Source organism: Paraburkholderia aspalathi, from assembly GCF_900116445.1.
GTDB lineage: Bacteria > Pseudomonadota > Gammaproteobacteria > Burkholderiales > Burkholderiaceae > Paraburkholderia > Paraburkholderia aspalathi.
Genome location: NZ_FPBH01000017.1, coordinates 39,981 through 57,929, shown reverse-complemented (window position 1 = coordinate 57,929; position 17,949 = coordinate 39,981). Strand labels below are relative to the sequence as shown.

Annotated in this window: 17 protein-coding genes; 5 read left to right on the top strand and 12 right to left on the bottom strand. The window is 62.3% G+C overall.

Features of this window, described 5'->3' with window-relative positions; translation table 11 throughout:
- Positions 1-5: 5 nt before the first annotated feature.
- The 6 genes from gsiC to BM438_RS24070 form a co-directional block, all read right to left on the bottom strand.
- Positions 6-926 carry a glutathione ABC transporter permease GsiC gene (gene gsiC / locus BM438_RS24095; RefSeq protein WP_054037376.1) on the bottom strand — a complete coding sequence of 307 codons (921 nt, stop codon included), beginning with the start codon at positions 924-926 and terminating at the stop codon, positions 6-8.
- Positions 927-1,034: 108 nt separating this feature from the next.
- Positions 1,035-2,597, bottom strand: coding sequence for a glutathione ABC transporter substrate-binding protein GsiB (gene gsiB / locus BM438_RS24090; protein WP_093638953.1), 1,563 nt, complete (start codon positions 2,595-2,597; stop codon positions 1,035-1,037).
- A 118-nt stretch (positions 2,598-2,715) separates the two neighbouring features.
- Positions 2,716-4,638, bottom strand: a complete 1,923-nt coding sequence (locus tag BM438_RS24085) for a dipeptide ABC transporter ATP-binding protein (RefSeq protein ID WP_093638950.1) — start codon at positions 4,636-4,638, stop codon at positions 2,716-2,718.
- A 99-nt stretch (positions 4,639-4,737) separates the two neighbouring features.
- Entirely contained in the window at positions 4,738-5,730 is a 993-nt protein-coding gene (locus BM438_RS24080) for an isoaspartyl peptidase/L-asparaginase family protein (RefSeq protein ID WP_093638947.1), read from the bottom strand.
- Complete coding sequence (locus BM438_RS24075) at positions 5,727-6,692, bottom strand: MurR/RpiR family transcriptional regulator (RefSeq protein ID WP_093638944.1); 966 nt, start codon at positions 6,690-6,692, stop codon at positions 5,727-5,729. Before BM438_RS24075 ends, BM438_RS24080 begins: the two co-directional genes overlap by 4 nt.
- Positions 6,693-6,875: 183 nt before the next feature.
- Positions 6,876-8,138 (bottom strand): MFS transporter, encoded by a 1,263-nt coding sequence (locus tag BM438_RS24070; protein WP_093638941.1) that lies wholly within the window; start codon positions 8,136-8,138, stop codon positions 6,876-6,878.
- A 94-nt stretch (positions 8,139-8,232) separates the two neighbouring features.
- On the opposite strand from BM438_RS24070, the gene BM438_RS24065 reads away from it, so the two are divergent.
- On the top strand, positions 8,233-8,943 hold the full coding sequence (locus BM438_RS24065) for a pseudouridine synthase (RefSeq protein WP_093638938.1): 711 nt from the start codon (positions 8,233-8,235) through the stop codon (positions 8,941-8,943).
- Positions 8,944-9,111: 168 nt separating this feature from the next.
- A complete protein-coding gene (locus BM438_RS24060; RefSeq protein ID WP_093638935.1) occupies positions 9,112-9,300 on the top strand; it encodes a hypothetical protein in 189 nt (62 codons plus the stop codon).
- A 102-nt stretch (positions 9,301-9,402) separates the two neighbouring features.
- Here the strand turns inward: BM438_RS24060 and BM438_RS24055 are convergent, their stop codons facing one another.
- Positions 9,403-10,437, bottom strand: coding sequence for an NAD-dependent epimerase/dehydratase family protein (locus tag BM438_RS24055; RefSeq protein WP_093638932.1), 1,035 nt, complete (start codon positions 10,435-10,437; stop codon positions 9,403-9,405).
- Between the two features lie 94 nt (positions 10,438-10,531).
- On the opposite strand from BM438_RS24055, the gene BM438_RS24050 reads away from it, so the two are divergent.
- Entirely contained in the window at positions 10,532-11,563 is a 1,032-nt protein-coding gene (locus BM438_RS24050) for a CDP-6-deoxy-delta-3,4-glucoseen reductase (RefSeq protein WP_093638929.1), read from the top strand.
- Here the strand turns inward: BM438_RS24050 and BM438_RS24045 are convergent.
- The gene (locus tag BM438_RS24045) at positions 11,529-11,921 is read right to left on the bottom strand and encodes a hypothetical protein (RefSeq protein ID WP_093638926.1); all 393 of its coding nucleotides are present in this window, start codon (positions 11,919-11,921) and stop codon (positions 11,529-11,531) included. The two genes, BM438_RS24050 and BM438_RS24045, sit on opposite strands and share 35 nt — an antisense overlap.
- A gap of 558 nt (positions 11,922-12,479) precedes the next feature.
- On the opposite strand from BM438_RS24045, the gene BM438_RS24040 reads away from it, so the two are divergent.
- Positions 12,480-13,664 (top strand): acetylornithine transaminase, encoded by a 1,185-nt coding sequence (locus BM438_RS24040; protein ID WP_093638923.1) that lies wholly within the window; start codon positions 12,480-12,482, stop codon positions 13,662-13,664.
- 18 nt (positions 13,665-13,682) lie between these two features.
- Positions 13,683-14,150 carry a GNAT family acetyltransferase gene (locus BM438_RS24035; RefSeq protein ID WP_093638921.1) on the top strand — a complete coding sequence of 156 codons (468 nt, stop codon included), beginning with the start codon at positions 13,683-13,685 and terminating at the stop codon, positions 14,148-14,150.
- An 88-nt stretch (positions 14,151-14,238) separates the two neighbouring features.
- Here BM438_RS24035 and BM438_RS24030 read toward each other — a convergent pair whose 3' ends face one another.
- The 4 genes from BM438_RS24030 to BM438_RS24015 are packed head-to-tail and all read right to left on the bottom strand — an operon-like array spanning position 14,239 to position 17,877.
- Positions 14,239-14,955, bottom strand: coding sequence for an ABC transporter ATP-binding protein (locus BM438_RS24030; protein WP_093638918.1), 717 nt, complete (start codon positions 14,953-14,955; stop codon positions 14,239-14,241).
- Positions 14,955-15,728 carry an ABC transporter ATP-binding protein gene (locus tag BM438_RS24025; protein ID WP_054043663.1) on the bottom strand — a complete coding sequence of 258 codons (774 nt, stop codon included), beginning with the start codon at positions 15,726-15,728 and terminating at the stop codon, positions 14,955-14,957. Before BM438_RS24025 ends, BM438_RS24030 begins: the two co-directional genes overlap by 1 nt.
- Before the next feature lie 15 nt (positions 15,729-15,743).
- Entirely contained in the window at positions 15,744-16,913 is a 1,170-nt protein-coding gene (locus tag BM438_RS24020; RefSeq protein ID WP_093638915.1) for an ABC transporter permease subunit, read from the bottom strand.
- 13 nt (positions 16,914-16,926) lie between these two features.
- Positions 16,927-17,877 carry a branched-chain amino acid ABC transporter permease gene (locus tag BM438_RS24015; RefSeq protein WP_074282431.1) on the bottom strand — a complete coding sequence of 317 codons (951 nt, stop codon included), beginning with the start codon at positions 17,875-17,877 and terminating at the stop codon, positions 16,927-16,929.
- Positions 17,878-17,949 lie beyond the last annotated feature (72 nt).

Below are 17,949 nucleotides of genomic sequence, written 5' to 3'. Positions count from 1 at the left end.
GGGCCTCACTTGAAACGGATGGTCGGGTTGATGACGGCGTACAGCACGTCCACAACCAGGTTGATGATGATGAACTCAAGCGAGAACAACAGCACTTCCGCCTGAATCACCGGATAGTCGCGCATCGCCACGGCATCCACCAGCAGGCGCCCGAGCCCCGGCCAGTTGAATACCACTTCGACCACGATCGAGCCGCCCAGCAGAAAGCCGAATTGCAGCCCCATCATCGTAATGACGGGAATCATTGCGTTGCGCAAGCAGTGTTTGATGATGACGAGCCGTTCGGGCACGCCCTTGGCGCGTGCGGTGCGCACGAAATCTTCATTCATCACTTCGACGAACGAAGCACGCGTGAAGCGCGCCATCACCGCCGCGACCGCCGCGCCAAGCGTGAGCGAAGGCAGCACGTAGCTCTTCCACGACCCGTCGCCAACGATCGGCAGCCAGCCGAGCTTCACCGAAAAGATTTCCATCAGCAGCATGCCGAGCGCGAACGCGGGAAACGAAATACCCGACACCGCGAGCGTCATGCCGAGCCGGTCCGGCCAGCGATTGCGCCACACCGCCGAGACGATGCCGATCCCCATGCCGAGCACCACCGCCCACACCATGCTCGCGAGCGTGAGCAACAACGTCGGCATGAAGCGCTCGCCGATTTCCTGGCTGACCGGCCGCTTGCTGCGCGTGGACGTGCCGAAGTCGCCGTGCGCGATCTTCACGAAGAAGTTGGCGAATTGCTGCGGCATCGGTTTATCGAGACCGAGATCGGCACGCACCAGCGCAACGGTCGCCTCATCCGCTTCAGGACCGGCCGCGAGACGCGCCGGATCACCGGGCAACAGATGCACGAACAGGAACACCAGCACGGCGACGATGAAGAGCGTCGGCAGCAGGCCAAAGATACGTTTGACGAGGAAGTTCAGCATGAAACCCAATCCGGCAATGATGCGGGCAACGAAAGATCTTTCAGAGCAGTACGCGACTGTCCGGCCCGTGCGTTCGTGAAGAACACACGGCGCCGAACGGTCGGCTCATCACTTGATCGCGATCTCGTCGAAATTGAACGAGCCGTCCGGCGCGACATAGGCGCCCGACAAGCGCTTGCTGCGCGCGAACACGACCTTTTCCTTAACGAGGAAGATCCACGGCGCGTCGGCCCAGATGCGTTTTTGCGCGTCGGTGTAGAGCGCGGCCTTCTGCGTGCGGTCGGTGGTTTCGAGCGCCTGCTTCAGATCGGTATCGACCGTGTCGTTCTTGTAGTACGCGGTGTTGACCATCTTCGGCGGGAATGAGACCGATCCGAGCAGCGGCGTAATCGCCCAGTCCGCTTCACCCGTCGACGACGACCAGCCCGCGTAGTACATGCGCACAGGAGCGGTTGCCGGGTCCTGCGCGCTTTCCACCTTGGCGACGCGTTGACCCGCTTCGAGTGCTTCGACCTGCGCCTTGATGCCGACTTGCGCGAGTTGCTGCTGCACGAACTGAATCACCTTCTGTGCGGTCGAGTAGTTATACGCGGACCACAGCGTCGTTTCGAAACCGTTCGGATAGCCCGCTTCCTTCAGCAACTCACGCGCCTTCGCCGGATCGTACGGCCAGGGGCCGAGCTTCGTCGCGTACTCAACGCCTTGCGGCACCACGCCCTCAGCCGGCGTCGCGTACCCGGCAAACGCGACCTTGATCAGCGCATCCTTATTGACCGCGTAGTTCAGCGCTTCACGCACTTTCGGATTGTCGAACGGCTTCTGGTTGACGTTCATGCTGATATAGCGCTGGATGATCGACGGCGAAGCAATCAGATCGACCTTCGGGCTCGACTGCAATTGCGCCGCCTGTTCGAACGGCACCTGGAACGCGAAGTCCGCTTCACCGGTGCGCATCAACGCAGCACGTGTGTTGTTGTCGACCACCGGTTTCCAGTCGATCACATCGACCTTCGGGTAGCCCTTCTTCCAGTAACCCGCGAACTTCTTCACGGTCAGGTCGCCAGCCGGGTCCCATTTCACCAGTTCGAACGGACCTGTGCCGACCGGATGGAACGCGATGTCCTTGCCGTACTTCTTCAGCGCGTCAGGCGAAATCATCACCGCCGACGGATGCGCCAGTACGTTGACGAACGCCGAGAACGGCGCCTTCAAGGTGATCTTCACCGTGTACGGGTCGACCACTTCGGTCTTCTCGATGCGGTTGAACATGTTGTAGCGCTTGAGCTTGTTCGCCGGATCGGTCACGCGGTCGAAGTTCGCTTTCACGGCCGCTGCGTTGAAGTCGGTACCGTCCTGGAACTTCACGCCGTGACGCAGCTTGAACGTGTAGACCTTGGCATCCGGACTCGCTTCGTAGCTATCGGCTAGCACGTTGACCAGCTTCATGTCCTTGTCGAAACCGAACAGGCCTTGATAGAACGACTTGGCGACGGCTTGCGACAGCGTGTCGTTCGCATCGTATGGATCGAGCGTCGTGAAGGTCGACGCAACAGCCATCACGGCCGTGGTATCGGCGTGCGCCACACTGCCCGCGAGCATCGCGAACACCACCGCGCCACCGCTGACCAGCGCGCGCAAACGAAACGGAGAAGACGGGACCAGCAGGTTCATGAGGTTGGCTCCAGGCTGCGAATTGAAACAGGGTTATGTGCTGCGAGAGAAAATGGTTTTTGCTTCAGGCTTAGTGCGTGGTTCAGTTCTGCGCACGGGTACGCGGCGTCTATCGCGCCTAGTAAGCGCCCCCGACCCGATGCTGGGCCACGAAATGATCCGGTCCGACCGCAATCAGCGGCGCCACGACCGGTTCGTCGTTTAGCGCGTGGATCGGGCTCGGAATCTCATCGGCGGCGAGCATGCGTTTCGCGTGACGGCGCGCCGGATCGGCGACCGGCACCGCGCCCATCAGCTTCTTCGTGTACGGGTGCTGCGGCGCTTCGAACACCGCGCGGCGCGGGCCGATCTCGACGATCTGGCCGAGATACATCACCGCCACGCGATGGCTGACACGCTCCACCACCGCCATGTCATGCGAAATGAACAGATACGCAACGCCCAGTTCGCGTTGCAGATCGAGCATCAGGTTGACGATCTGCGCCTGCACGGAGACGTCCAGTGCGGAGACGGATTCGTCGGCGATGACGACTTTCGGATTCAATGCCAGCGCACGCGCAATCGCGATGCGTTGACGTTGTCCGCCTGAAAATTCGTGCGGATAGCGGCCTGCAGCTTCGCGCGGCAGTCCGACCTTTTCGAGCAGCCACGCCACGCGCGCTTGTGCTTCGGCGCCTTGAGCGACGCCGTGCACGAGCAGCGGCTCCATGATCGAGAAGCCGACCGTCAAGCGCGGATTCAGCGAAGCGAACGGGTCCTGAAAAATAAACTGGATATTGCGGCGCAACGCTTGCAACGCAGGGCCGGTGAGCGAGCTGATTTCCTTGCCGTCGAATTCGATCGAGCCGCTCCGGCTTTCGACGAGGCGCAGCAATGAACGGCCCGTCGTCGATTTACCGCAACCCGATTCGCCGACCAGCGCGAGCGTTTCACCCGGGCGCAGATCGAAGCTGACTTTTTCGACCGCATGCACGCGGCCGGTCAAACGCCCGAACACGCCGCTCTTGACCGGAAAGCGCGTGACCAGATCGCGCACGCGCAGAATCGGCGGCGTGCTGTCGTGGATCAACGGTTGGGTTTCTTGTGCGACGGCGGCTGCCGGACGAACGGCATCGTCGGTGCCGGTCAGCGCCGCCTGCTCGACGGTCAGAATCGGAAACTTGGCGGGCTGATCGGTGCCCTGCATCGCGCCAAGGCGCGGGACCGCCGCAAGCAATGCTTTCGTATAAGGATGCGACGGCGCGGCGAACAGCGTATCCGACGCCCCCTCTTCCACTTTCTCGCCGCGATACATCACCAGCACGCGATCGGCCACCTCGGCCACCACACCCATGTCGTGCGTGATGAAGATCACGCCCATGTTCATCTCGTCCTGCAAGCCGCGAATCAATTGCAGGATCTGCGCCTGGATCGTGACGTCAAGCGCGGTCGTCGGCTCGTCGGCAATCAGTAGTGCGGGCTTGCACGACAGCGCCATCGCGATCATCACGCGTTGACGCATACCGCCGGACAGCTGATGCGGAAAACGTGCGGCCACCCGGCGCGCTTCCGGAATGCGCACGAGTTCGAGCAGACGCAGCGTTTCGGCGTGCGCGGCGGAACGGCTCTTGCCTTGATGCAAGGCAATCGCTTCGCTGATCTGGTCGCCGACCGTGAACACCGGATTGAGCGAGGTCATCGGCTCCTGGAAGATCATCGCGATGTCGGCGCCGCGAATCGAACGCATCGTGCCGGACGACGCTTTCGCGAGGTCGAGCACGCTGCCGTCGCGGCGCCGGAAAGCGATGCTGCCGCCGGCAAGGCGCCCACCGCCATGCTCGATCAGCCGCATCAACGCGAGCGATGTCACCGATTTGCCTGAACCCGATTCGCCGACGATCGCCAGCGTCTCGCCACGCTCGACCGTCAGCGAGAGATTGCGCACCGCGTTGACGGTCTTGTCGCCGCTGCGGAATGCGACCGACAGATTGTCGACCGCAAGCACGCGTTGCGGCGGCAAGGTTTCGATAAGCGGACGAGCGGTGTGCGATGAAGTCGGCACGATGGTTCCTTTGGATTCGGACGCGGCTAACGGTGATTCAAACGAAAACTTAAGCGACAACTCAAGCGGCAGTTCGAGCGACGACGCAGCAAGACCGCATCAGCGATAGATCGCCGTCACCGGCGACTCGCCGATCCGTGCGAAACCGCGATACATGCCCTCGGTGTTGAACGGCAGCGTGACGTTGCCGCGTGCATCGACGGCGATCAGACCGCCGCGTCCGTCGATCTTCGGCAAGCGGTTCATCACCACGTCTTGCGCTGCTTCTTCGAGCGAGACGTTGCGGTACGCCATCTGCGCCGCCACGTCGTAGGCGGCCACCATGCGCATGAACATCTCGCCAGAACCGGTGGTCGAGACCGCACAGGTCGCGTCGTCCGCGTAGCAACCCGCGCCGATCAGCGGCGTATCGCCGACCCGGCCCACCTGCTTGTTGGTGACGCCGCCCGTCGATGTCGCCGCCGCGATGTGGCCATGCTGATCGAGCGCGACCGCGCCGACGGTGCCGAATTTGCGATTCGGATCGATCGGCTCGTGCGGCGTGGGATCGTCATCGCTCGACGATGGCGCCGAGGCCAGCGTCGCGCCGTCATGATCGAGCATTGCGCGCTTCTGACCGCGTGCGAGTTGCCATTGGCGATGACGCGCTTCGGTATGGAAATACTCGGGCTCGACGAATTCGAGTCCTTGCGCGGCCGCGAAGGCTTCGGCGCCTGCGCCCGTGAACAGCACGTGTTCGCTGCGTTCGAGTACGCGGCGCGCTGCCAGAATCGGATTGCGTACGCGCGTCACGCAGCAGATTGCGCCGGCGTCGAGCGTGCTGCCGTCCATGATGGCCGCGTCGAGTTCATGCGTGCCGGCCGCTGTGTAGACCGCGCCGCGGCCTGCGTTGAAGAGCGGGCAGTCTTCGAGCAGACGGACGGCTTCGCTAACGGCGTCGAGCGCGCTGCCGCCGTCGGCGAGTACGCGCTGTCCGGCGCTCAGCACAGCGTGCAAGGCAGCGTGATAGTCGGCTTCGGCGCTGGCCGACATCGACGCGCGAAGGATCGTGCCTGCCCCGCCGTGAATGGCAATGACTGCGTTGGGGTTCATTTTTTGGCTTTGGTAGTGCGGGAAATGCGAGTGGAAGCGTTCACAGACTGCTCGCTTGTGCTGGCGACAGCAGCTTGCGGATCGGTAAGCCACGGCAGCACGAATTCGGTGACTTCGGCCGCGGCCTTCACCGAGCGTTTCGCCCGGTAGGCGACCGCGTCGCACAGCGCTTCGATAACGGCCAGCACGGCGGCATCAGCATTGGCCGCAAGTCGCCGTTCAGAGCGGATATAGAGCGAGAGATCGGCGAATTGCGCGAGCGGCGAGCGCGGGCCGTCGGTCAAAGCGAGCACGCGCGCCCCGCGACTTGCCGCACGCCGCGCAAGTTCGATTGTGTCTTCGACGTAACGCGGAAACACGATCCCGATCACCAGATCGCCTTCATTCGAAGCGAACAGACGCCGCGCGGCATGCGAGGGTCCGCCGACTAACGCGAGCGACTGCACGTTGTCGTGATACGGCATCAGGCCGTGCTCCATCAAGCCGGCGAGGAACGCGCTCGAACCCGCGCCGAGCACAAAGACGCGACGCGCGGAGATGATCGCTTCTACGGCGGCCTCGGCGGCGGCGCTGTCGATCGCTGAGCGAGTGGATTGCAGATTGGTTGCGGCCTGTTCGAGCGACGCGTCAATCACATCGTCGCCGGAAGCAAGCGATTCCTGCGCGCTACGCAGCCGCTCTACCGGCGCGAGCGTCGCTTCGAAGCCACGTACAAGCGCTTCCCGAAACTGCGGATAACCGTCGAAGCCGAGCGCGCGGGCGAAGCGATTCGCCGTCGCCACCGACGCACCGACCACACTCGCCAGTTCGTCGATTCGCATGGTCGCCGCACGGAACAGATTCGCCAGCACGTATTCGCCCATGCGCCGATGAATCGGCGTGAGGGTCGGCATCGCAGCAGCGATGCGCGTGGCGATGGCCTGCTCGGCGAGGTTCGAAGCAACGGACGAGTGATGGATCATGCGAGCAAGGCGGCCTGGTAACTGTCCTCAAAGAGGACTTCCTTCGGGGTGTAAGCAAAATGCATGAAAGTATATTTACATAGAAATCTCGCCGAAAAAAATTCATTTTCATTTTCGAGGGTTTTCACGGACGCTCGGAGCCGCCTTGGCACGCGACGCGTGCCATCCAATGAAAATCAGTTTTCATTGCACGACGACTGCTGCGCCTTCAGGAATATGCGCGAGCCGCGCCGCCGGCGACATGACGATGATCAACGCCTGCACAAGAAAAGCCGCCGCAGCCGCGACCAGACACGCGTCCATCCCCCAGCGCGCACTGATCGCCGCACCGAGCAACGCGCCCAGCGGCCGCGCGCCATAGGTCGCGGTGCTGTTGAGCGCTGAGACGCGACCCATCATCCGTTCAGGTGTGATCGCCTGACGCAGCGTGGTCGAGCCGACCACCCACAGAATCGGTCCGGCGCCGAGCAGGAAGAAGCTCAGCATCGCGAGCCAGAACGACGGCGTGACGATCGTCGCCACCATCACGAGCGAAGCGAGCAAACCGCACGACGGTCCGATGATCAGCACGCGACCGAACGCGAGACGCCGCGCGATGGCCGGTGCAGCGAGCGCGCCGCACACCATGCCGACGCCATACGCGCCGAGCGTCACACCGACCATCGAAGCGCTCAAGCCCAAACGATGCACGGCGTACGGCACATACACCGCCTGCAGCACGAAGAAACCGAGGTTGAAGAAGATCGCGGTGGCGAGCATCGGACGCAGCAGCGCGTCGCGCAGCACGAAGCGCGTACCGTCGCGCAGTTCCAGCAGGAAGTGACGCTGGGGAGCAGCCGCTCGCAGCGGTTCGCGCAGCCCCGCGAGCAAGACGACGGCCAGCGCCGATAGGCCGGCCGCGCAGCCATACGCCCATCCCGCGCCGATCCAACCGACCAACAGTCCGCCGAGCGCCGGTCCCGCCGAATACGCGACGCTGCGCGCCAGTTCGAGCCGGCCGTTGGCCTGGGCGTACGCCTCGCGCGGCACGATCGACGGCACCAGCGAAGGCGCAGCGACGTTATAGGCAACCGTGCCGGTCGCAGCAATGAAGCCGAGCGCGGCGAGCAGCGGCAAGCTCAGCGCATGCGTCATCAGGAGCAGCAGCACGCACAACATTGCGATCACGCGCACGCTTTCGGCGAGCGTCATCAACGTGCGGCGCGAGCGGCGGTCGGCCCATACGCCGAGCGGAATCGACAACAACAGGAACGGCAAGGTCTGCGCGGTTTGCAGCAGACCGGTCTCGCGTGCGCCGGCGCCGAGCGCGAACACGGCGACGAGCGGCGCGGCGGCAAGGCTGATCTGCTCAGCGGATTGCGCGACCAGATTCGACCATGCGAGCCGCTGGAATGCGGCCGGCAGACGAAGCGCGGATGAAGACGACGAAGAGGAAGCGGCGTGCATCGATGAACTCCTGCGACGGGATGGGGAAAGACCATCGTGGTCGCTAAGGCGCGGCGCGGCGCTCCGCTTCTTGCGGTGTTATTCTTCGCTCGCCATGAATCTCGAAAGCATCCTCTTCACACAAGGTTTCGGCTCGCGCCGCCAATGCCGGGCGCTGATCGGCGACGGCCGCGTGAGCATCGACGGCTCCGTCTGCGCCGATGCCGACGCCGATTTCCCAACCGATGACAGCACGTTCTGCTTCAGCGTGGACGGAGTCGTCTGGCCGTATCGCGAGCACGCCTATCTGTTGCTGAACAAACCTGCCGGCTACGAATGTTCGCGCGATCCGCAGCATCATCTGAGCGTGTTCAGCCTGCTGCCGCCGCAGTTCGCCGAACGCGGCGTGCAGTGCGTGGGCCGCCTCGATCAGGACACGACCGGCCTCCTGCTGCTCTCCGACGACGGCAAGTTCGTGCATATGTTCACGTCGCCGAAACGCAAAGTGCCGAAGCTGTATATCGCGACCACGCGTCATCCCATCGACGACGCCCAGTTGCATGCCTTGCGCGACGGCGTCTTGCTGCACGGCGAGCCCAAGCCGATCGTCGCCGTCGACGCCGAGGCGCGCGGTGAGCACGCGCTGGCCCTCACCGTGATGGAAGGCAAGTATCACCAGGTCAAGCGGATGATCGCGGCAGCGGGCAACCGGTGCGAAGCGCTGCATCGAGAGCGGATTGGCGGACTTACGTTGCCCGCGACGCTCGCGGAAGGTGCGTGGCAATGGCTCGACGAAACCGACCTCGGATCTTTACGGAGCGGGTAAACAGGTAGGACCCCTTTAGAGCCTTGATGCGTCAGGAGAATCGTGTGCGCCCCCACACATAGGCTCTCGCGGACACCTGATTGCACGCTGCATCGCAGCATGCTCTTCCTTACAAGTCGCTCTATACTCGTTTAAACGAAGACTACAAAGGTCTCAGGGAGGGGCGCCATGGTCATCCACGACACTATTCAAATTTCGACCGTGATGATTGCTTTCACGTGTCTCGGGATCGTCCTGGTCGGCGGACTGCTGGTCATGATGCGGCTGCGGCACAAATATCATCCGAACCTGATCGGCGCGCTGATCGGCGCCATGCTGTGTTTCCTGTTGCTGGAGGCATTGCCGGCGCTGACGTAAGCCAGCGCGGCAGGGAATCTGACCGGGTCATACCTGGCGCAGCGAGCATTTGATTTTCCCTCGGCCGAATACCTTGAAAACGCGCCGCCTGCCGGCGCGTTTTCAATTTCCACGCTTCGCGAAAAAATCCGCGACACTCGGATATTGCAAGCGCACGCGCAACTCTTCTTTGAGGCGCCGATTCACGAGCCGCCTCGATTCACGCATGAAGGACAGCAAGGTCGGCTCGATCTGCTGCTCCGCCTCTGCCCGCGTAATGCGCGGCGCACGCTCGAGACCGAACGCATCGGCCACCGCATCGAAGTACTCTCCCATTTTCAGCGACGTATCGTCGGACGCGTGAATCACGCGCCCCGGCCGCCCATGTGTCGCGAGACGCACGAGGATCGCGGCCAGGTCGTCGGCGTGGATATGGTTGGTGTAGACGTCGTCGGCGTCGATCAGGGCAGGAGTACGCTTTTCCAGCCGCGCGAGCGGCAGGCGGTTGCTTGCATAGATGCCCGGAATCCGCGCGATGCTGGCAGCGACCACACCTCGCGCGGTGGCGCGCCGCAATTGCCGCTCGGCCGAGACGCGCCGTTTGGCGCGTGCATTGGCCGGCTGCGGCGCGCGCGTCTCGTCGATCCACGCGCCGCCACAATCGCCGTACACGCCTGTCGTGCTCGCGTACACCAGCCTCACAGGCACTTGCGGAGCGGCGGTCCAGCGCACCCTGTCGGGTACAATATTGGCTGCTTCAGATTCCGCCCATGAGGCACTCATGTTGCGCAACTCGCGGCGCAGCCGCCCTACCGGCGCCACCGCGCCGCGCGCGGCGCGCATCGCCCGATCACGGCGTGTGCTCAACGTAGCGAGCAAAGCGCGGGTGCGGCGGTCATCGTCGCCGGTCTTTTGCGGTGGCGCGAGATGCAGCACCGTCGGCGCGAGGCCGGCAAGCCGTTTCAGGCTGCGGCGCGCGTCGAGGTCGCCGACCAGCGGCGTGACGCCGGCGGCGCGCAATTCGGCACCGCGCTCGGCGTGGCTGGTGAGCGCGAAGACATGCGCGTGTGGCCGCAACAGGGGCACGCAGCGCATGCCAACGTCCCCGCAGCCAACAATCAACACGCGCGGCCGGCGTAAATTTCGTGTCGCTTTCATGGTGGACGCATTGTAGCCGTCAAGCGCGGCAGGTACCGCACAGTTGCACAGCGGGTCCGATAACGATTACCGACTTTTCGATTTCGAACACTCTATGGCATTTAACGTCACGCTCCGGCAAAGCGGCCGGCAGTTTCAGGTGGAACAGGACGAACCGGTCCTGATCGCGGCCTTGCGCCAGGGCATTGGTCTGCCGTACGGCTGCAAGAACGGCGCCTGCGGCTCATGCAAAGGCACCGTGGTCAGCGGTCAGATCGAACAGCGTCAGCATTCGTCGTCGGCTTTGTCGAACGACGAAAAGACGCGCGGCATGGCCCTCTTCTGCTGCGCGACGGCCTGCTCCGATCTCGAAGTGGATATCCGCGAAGTAGCCGGCGTAGGCGATGTGCAGGTCAAGAAACTGCCATGCCGCGTGAACGCGATCGAGCGCAAGGCCGACGACGTCGTCGTGCTGAAGCTGCAATTGCCCGCTAACGAGCGTCTGCAATATCTGGCCGGCCAGTACCTCGAATTCATTCTGAAAGACGGCAAGCGCCGCAGCTATTCGATGGCGAGCGCGCCGCACACCGAAGGCCCGATCGAATTGCATATCCGTCATATGCCCGGCGGCGCATTCACGGACCACGTGTTCAACACGATAAAAGAGCGTGACATCCTGCGCTTCGAAGCCCCGCTCGGCACCTTCTTCCTGCGTGAAGACTCGGACAAGCCGATCGTGCTGCTGGCCTCGGGCACGGGCTTCGCGCCGCTGAAGGCGATCGTCGAACATGCGGTGTTCAAGAACCTGAACCGGCCCATGACGCTTTATTGGGGCGCGCGCCGCAAGAAGGACCTGTACCTGCTCGAGCTCGCCGAGCAATGGGCTCGCGAGATTCAGAACTTCAAGTTCGTGCCGGTGCTGTCGGAACCGGACGCGGGCGACGCGTGGACGGGTCGCGTCGGCTTCGTGCATCGCGCGGTGATCGAGGATCTGCCGGACCTGTCGCCGTATCAGGTGTACGCGTGCGGCGCACCGGTGATGGTCGAGTCGGCACAGCGCGATTTCACCCAGCATCATGGGCTGCCGGAAGAGGAGTTCTACGCGGACTCCTTCACGAGCGCGGCGGATCTGGCGAACGCGGTTTGAGGGAGTGCGTAGCATCGGCGCAGGTGCGTCGATGCTCGCGAAGCGGAGTTCTGAAAGCACGGCTATGCATATGGCCGTGCTTTGCGCATGGATGATTTGCACGGACGAACGCGTCGAGTCTGATCTGCAACGCGTGCGCCTGATTTTCTAGCGCCGCATGCTCTGGCTTGAGCAGCTTGCGCAGTGCGATTTCGACCACCGCAGTAACGCTCATCAGTGCACCGGCAAGCTGCAACATCTCCTGATGAAGAGCGACGGCTGCACGAGTGCTGCCTGCCATTGCCTGAAACGTACCGAGACATTCGCCCGAAAGCAGTGCGGCGACTGCAGTAATTTCTTCATCTGTCAGGTGCTTCATTGACCTTTGGCTCCTGTGCTTTTAGAGTTGCTTGCGATAAGTCGGGATCAGCGTCGGCAGCTATCTTCGGATGGGCGGACCCCCGGCTTCCTGATTTAAAAATGGGCGCTCTCCTGAGCGCCCATTTGCATTTCTGGCGGCCGTTTGTACCGCTTTATGCCGGCTTGTTCCGCCCTGCCGGACAGCCGCTCAAACAGCCAATGTCACATTTTAGTCAGCCGCCGATCTCATAATCGGCGTACAACCTGGTCTGCCGCTGCGGACAAAAAATATCCGCCCAATGCAAATTCATGGTTTACACCAGCGCTTTTCTTGTCGTATTCTTTCGCGCATGAACCGCATCCAGTCCGAACTCCGACGTCGCCGCTCGCCGCTCCCTTAGGGGCGCCGCTGGCTTCGTCACGGATTCGCGCCGCACAACGGCGCAAGCAGTTCGAATCATGAAAGCCACGGCATGCCGTGGCTTTTTTGTTTGCTTTTTTTGTTTTCACCGGCCGCTGCTTCATTTGAGGCCAACCGCTCACTCACCCTTCACCCCGCTGTCTGGAGCTTGCCGTCATGAATTTCAATGAGTACCCGATCGAGTCGCTGATGTACATCACGAACCGGCCCGAAATCGTTTTCACGCACGGCAAGGGCTCGTGGCTCTACGACAATAACGGCAAGCGATATCTGGATTTCATCCAGGGCTGGGCGGTCAACAGCCTCGGCCATTGCAACGACGGCATGATCGAAGCGCTCAACACGCAATCGAAGCTGCTGCTGAATCCGTCGCCGGCCTTCTACAACGAGCCGATGGCGAAGCTCGCCGGACTGCTCACCCAGCACAGCTGCTTCGACAAGGTGTTCTTCGCGAACAGCGGCGCCGAAGCGAACGAAGGCGCAATCAAGCTCGCGCGCAAGTGGGGCAAGAAGTTCAAGGACGGCGCGTTCGAAATCATCACGTTCGATCACAGCTTCCACGGCCGCACGCTCGCCACCATGTCGGCAAGCGGCAAGCCGGGTTGGGACACGATCTACGCACCGCAAGTGCCGGGTTTCCCGAAGGCGGATCTGAACGACATCGCATCGGTCGAAAAGCTGATCAATGCGAAGACCGTCGCGGTGATGCTGGAGCCGATTCAGGGCGAAGGCGGCGTGATTCCCGCCACGCACGAGTTCATGCAGCAACTGCGCGCGCTGACCAAGAAACACAACCTGCTCCTGATCGTCGACGAAGTGCAAAGCGGTTGCGGCCGCGCCGGCACCTTGTTCGCGTATGAACTGTCGGGCATCGAGCCGGACATCATGACGCTCGGCAAGGGCATCGGTGGGGGCGTGCCGCTCGCGGCGCTGCTCGCCAAAGCTGAAATCGCCGTGTTCGAAGCAGGCGACCAGGGCGGTACTTACAACGGCAATCCGCTGATGACTGCGGTCGGCTACTCGGTGATCTCGCAGCTGACCGCGCCGGGCTTCCTCGAAGGCGTGCGTGCACGCGGCGAATATCTGCGCGCCAAGCTGCTCGAACTGTCGGAAGAGCGCGGCTTCGAAGGCGAACGCGGTGAAGGTCTACTGCGCGCCCTGCTGCTCGGCAAGGACATCGGCAACCAGATCGTCGAGAAGGCTCGCCTGATGCAGCCCGACGGCCTGCTGCTGAACGCGGCGCGTCCGAACCTGCTGCGTTTCATGCCGGCACTGAACGTCACGAATGAAGAAATCGACCAGATGATGGCGATGCTGCGTTCGATTCTCGACACGCTGTAATCACACAGGAAAGCGCGTATGACGACGACCGCAACGCTATCGATCCGCCGCTTCGAAGCGAGCGACACCGACGCCGTGGTCGCGCTGTGGCAGGAAGCGTTCCCCGAGTATCGGGACGTGACGAGACCACAGCGCAATCCGCATCTGTCGATCGCCAACAAGCTGGCGACGCAACCCGAACTGTTCTTTGTCGCGGTGTTCGACGAGCGCATCGTCGGCACGGTGATGGGCGGTTATGACGGGCACCGAGGCTGGCTGTATTCGCTCGCGGTGGATGAATCGTTGCGACGTCACGGCATCGGCACGCGCCTCGTCGCCCATGTCGAAAACGCGCTGACCGAACGTGGCTGCCCGAAGCTGAACTTGCAGGTGCTCTCCGCGAAGGACGACGTGCGCACGTTCTATGAAGCGCTCGGGTATCGTGCGGATGCGGTGATCAGTCTCGGCAAACGATTGGGTGAACTGGCGGAAACACCGGCGGCTTAGGCGCAGGCAATCGCCTGAATAGAAAAAGGCCGCATGCGCTTCGATCGCGCATGCGGCCTTTTTGCGTCTACAGCAAATTTAACCCGAGTTATTCACCCAGATAAGCTGCCCGCACCTTCGGATCATCCAGCATCTGCTTCGCATCACCGGACATCGTCACCAGGCCCGAGTCCATCACGTAGCCGCGGTTCGCCGCCTGCAACGCGAGACGCGCGTTCTGCTCGACCAGCAGCACCGTCATGCCTTCAGCCGAGATCGCCCGCACCACTTCGAAGATCTTCTCGACCATGATCGGCGACAGACCCATCGACGGCTCATCCAGCAACAACAGCTTCGGCTTGCTGATGATCGCGCGCGCCATTGCCAGCATCTGCTGTTCGCCGCCCGACAACGTGCCCGCATATTGCGTCGCACGTTCCTTCAGGCGCGGAAAAAAGCCGAACATACGATCGACGTCTGCCTTGATGGCGTCGGTGTCGTTGCGCAGATACGCACCCATCTGCATGTTCTCGACGATCGACATGCGCGAGAAAATCCCGCGGCCTTCCGGCACCATCGCGAGACCGCGCTTGAGCAGCTCGTGCGCCGGGATGCCCTTGATCGACTCACCCATGTACTCGATATCGCCTGCCGAATACGGCTTCAGACCCGTGATCGCCTTCATCGTCGTGGTCTTGCCTGCGCCGTTCGCGCCGATCAGCGTGACCAGTTCGCCCTGCGCAACTTCGAGATCGATACCCTTGACTGCCTGGATGCCGCCGTAATTGACCTGCAGGCCCTTGATTTTCAACATTGCCGTTGCCATTAGTGGACCCCCGCACCCAGATAAGCTTCGATCACCTTCGGATCCTTCTGCACGTCTGAAGGCAGACCTTGCGCAATCACCTTGCCGTAGTCGAGCACCGTCATCTGGTTGCACAGACCCATCACCAGTTTCACGTCGTGTTCGATCAGCAGAATCGTCTTGCCGTCGCTGCGGATCTTGTCGAGCAGCTTGGTCAGCTCGACCTTTTCCGTTGCGTTCATGCCGGCAGCCGGTTCATCCAGTGCGAGCAGCTTCGGATCCGTTGCCAGCGCGCGGGCGATTTCCAGACGGCGCTGGTGACCGTACGACAGATTGCGCGACGTGTAGTCCGCGTACTGCGCAATGCCGACGTATTCCAGCAGTTCGATCGCGCGTTCCTTGATCTCGCGCTCTTCCTTGCGCTCGGCCGGTGTCTGGAACACCGCGCCGATCAGACCATGCTTGGTACGCACATGACGGCCGACCATCACGTTTTCCAACGCAGTCATACCGCCGAACAGACGGATGTTCTGGAACGTACGCGCAATCCCCGCCTTCGCCACCTGATAGACGGCGGTCGGCGTGTACTCCGTGCCGTCGAGCTTGAACTCGCCCGAATCCGGCGTGTACAGACCCGTGATCACGTTGAAGAAGGTCGTCTTGCCGGCGCCGTTCGGGCCGATCAGGCCGTAAATCTGGCCCGACTTGATCTGCAGGCCGACGTCGGACAGCGCCTGCAGGCCGCCGAAGCGCTTGTTCACGCCCTTGACGGACAGTCGAATGTTATCGCTCATATTTTTCTCCGTCCGTTAGGCACGCACCGGCTTCTTGCCGCTGCGCTTCGCCAGTTTCGCAATCTTGTCTTCGTGCTTCGGCGACGGCCACAGGCCTTCCGAGCGGTACAGCATGATCACGACCATCGCGAGGCCGTACAGCAACTGACGGATCACTTCGGTATCGACGATTTCATGACCGAAGATCGCGTTCTGCAGCGGACCCATCGTCGAGCGCAGGAATTCCGGGAACACGGCGAGCAGCACCGCACCGAGAATCACGCCAGGGATGTGGCCCATACCGCCCAGCACCACGCAGGCCAGCACCACGACCGATTCCCAGAACGTGAACGATTCCGGCGACACGAAGCCCTGGAACGAACCGAACATCGCGCCCGACAGGCCGCCGAACGACGCGCCCATCGCGAAAGCCAGCAGCTTCACGTTACGGGTGTTGATGCCCATTGCCTTGGCGGCGATTTCGTCTTCACGAATAGCGGCCCATGCGCGGCCGATCCGCGAGTGCTGCAAACGCGTACAGGTCCAGATCACGAACAGCGCGCACAACACGAACAGGTAGTAGTACGAGTACACAGACGGGAACTGCAAGCCGAACAGCGAGTGGGTTTGCGCGAGGCTGAAACCCCCGACGTTGACCGGATCGATCCCCGTGATCCCCTTCGGACCATTGGTGATGTTCACCGGACGGTCGAGGTTGTTCATGAAGATCCGCACGATTTCCCCGAAGCCCAGGGTCACGATCGCGAGATAGTCGCCACGCAGACGCAGCGTCGGCGCGCCGAGCAGGACGCCGAAGGTCGCGGCTAGCGCCATCGCGATCGGCACGATGATCCAGATCGGCGTATGCAGGCCGCCCGGGAACAGGTGCGCGATCCACTCGAACTGCGAGGTCAGGTGCGGCGAGCTCAGGAGAGCAGCAACGTAGGCGCCGATTGCGTAGAACGCGATGTAGCCCAAGTCCAGCAGGCCGGCGAAGCCAACCACCACGTTTAGACCCAGCGCGAGCATCACGTACAGCATCGCGAAGTCGAGCACGCGGACCCAGTAGTTGCCGCCTGCCGCGCCGATGATCATCGGTGCCGCGATCACGAAGATCGCGGTGATGATGCCGACGGTCAGCGTCTTCGTCAGGTTCTTTTCAGGGATGAGCGTCGTGGACGGCTCGATCGGTTGAATTGAGGTCATGTCTGTCTACTCCTTATGCTCGATCAGCAACACGTTCGCCCAACAGGCCCGACGGACGGAACACCAGCACGATAATCAGCACGATGAATGCGAACACGTCCTGGTAGTTACTGCCGAATACACCGCCCGTGAGGTTGCCGATATACCCCGCCCCCAACTGTTCGATCAGGCCGAGCAGCACGCCGCCCACCATTGCCCCGCCGAGGTTGCCGATCCCGCCCAGCACCGCCGCGGTAAAGGCCTTCAAACCTGGGATGAAGCCCATATAGAAGTGTGCGTTACCGTATTCGGACGCGATCATCACGCCGGCAAGAGCGGCCAGCGCCGAGCCGATCATGAAGGTCGCCGAAATCACGAAGTTCGGGTTCACGCCCATCAGGCTGGCAACGCCCGGGTTCTCAGCGATCGCACGCATCGCGCGGCCGAGCTTGGTCTTGTGGACCAGCAGCAGCAGACCGCCCATCACGAGGAACGCCACCACGATGATCACGATTTCGGTCATCGAGATCACGGCGCCAGGCGTCGTGTCGGTGGCCTTGATCACGTTGATCGGGTCGGTAGGCAACAGCTGCGGGAACGGCAGCGGGTTGCGCGACCAGATCATCATCGCGAGGGTTTGCAGCAGGATCGACACACCGATCGCGGTGATCAGCGGGGCGAGACGCGGTGCTTTACGCAACGGCCGGTAGGCCACGCGCTCAATCGTGTAGCCGACCAGCGAGCAAACCACTGCCGCGATGATCAACGCGATGATGAGCGTCGGCACATTGCCGAGGCCGGGGAAGTGGTTCTGAAGCACGCCTATGGCTGAGAGCGCAACCATCGCGCCCACCATCAACACATCGCCGTGCGCGAAGTTGATGATGCCCAGAATGCCGTAAACCATCGTATAGCCCAGTGCGATGATGGCGTAAACGCTGCCAAGCACCAGCCCGTTGAGGACCTGCTGGATGAAGATATCCATTTAATGCTCCTTAGCCCGTGCGACTGGATTCGCGTTCTTCATCAGCCGGTGGGCGGTGATGCGGTACGCCAA

Coding starts and splice junctions, on each gene's coding strand:
- gsiC (WP_054037376.1), bottom strand. CDS start 926: ATGCTGAACTTCCTCGTCAAACGTATCTTTGGCCTGCTGCCGACGCTC.
- BM438_RS24075 (WP_093638944.1), bottom strand. CDS start 6,692: ATGATCCATCACTCGTCCGTTGCTTCGAACCTCGCCGAGCAGGCCATC.
- BM438_RS24030 (WP_093638918.1), bottom strand. CDS start 14,955: ATGGCAACGGCAATGTTGAAAATCAAGGGCCTGCAGGTCAATTACGGC.
- BM438_RS24080 (WP_093638947.1), bottom strand. CDS start 5,730: ATGAACCCCAACGCAGTCATTGCCATTCACGGCGGGGCAGGCACGATC.
- BM438_RS24035 (WP_093638921.1), top strand. CDS start 13,683: ATGACGACGACCGCAACGCTATCGATCCGCCGCTTCGAAGCGAGCGAC.
- BM438_RS24025 (WP_054043663.1), bottom strand. CDS start 15,728: ATGAGCGATAACATTCGACTGTCCGTCAAGGGCGTGAACAAGCGCTTC.
- BM438_RS24065 (WP_093638938.1), top strand. CDS start 8,233: ATGAATCTCGAAAGCATCCTCTTCACACAAGGTTTCGGCTCGCGCCGC.
- gsiB (WP_093638953.1), bottom strand. CDS start 2,597: ATGAACCTGCTGGTCCCGTCTTCTCCGTTTCGTTTGCGCGCGCTGGTC.
- BM438_RS24050 (WP_093638929.1), top strand. CDS start 10,532: ATGGCATTTAACGTCACGCTCCGGCAAAGCGGCCGGCAGTTTCAGGTG.
- BM438_RS24020 (WP_093638915.1), bottom strand. CDS start 16,913: ATGACCTCAATTCAACCGATCGAGCCGTCCACGACGCTCATCCCTGAA.
- BM438_RS24060 (WP_093638935.1), top strand. CDS start 9,112: ATGGTCATCCACGACACTATTCAAATTTCGACCGTGATGATTGCTTTC.
- BM438_RS24040 (WP_093638923.1), top strand. CDS start 12,480: ATGAATTTCAATGAGTACCCGATCGAGTCGCTGATGTACATCACGAAC.
- BM438_RS24055 (WP_093638932.1), bottom strand. CDS start 10,437: ATGAAAGCGACACGAAATTTACGCCGGCCGCGCGTGTTGATTGTTGGC.
- BM438_RS24045 (WP_093638926.1), bottom strand. CDS start 11,921: ATGAAGCACCTGACAGATGAAGAAATTACTGCAGTCGCCGCACTGCTT.
- BM438_RS24070 (WP_093638941.1), bottom strand. CDS start 8,138: ATGCACGCCGCTTCCTCTTCGTCGTCTTCATCCGCGCTTCGTCTGCCG.
- BM438_RS24015 (WP_074282431.1), bottom strand. CDS start 17,877: ATGGATATCTTCATCCAGCAGGTCCTCAACGGGCTGGTGCTTGGCAGC.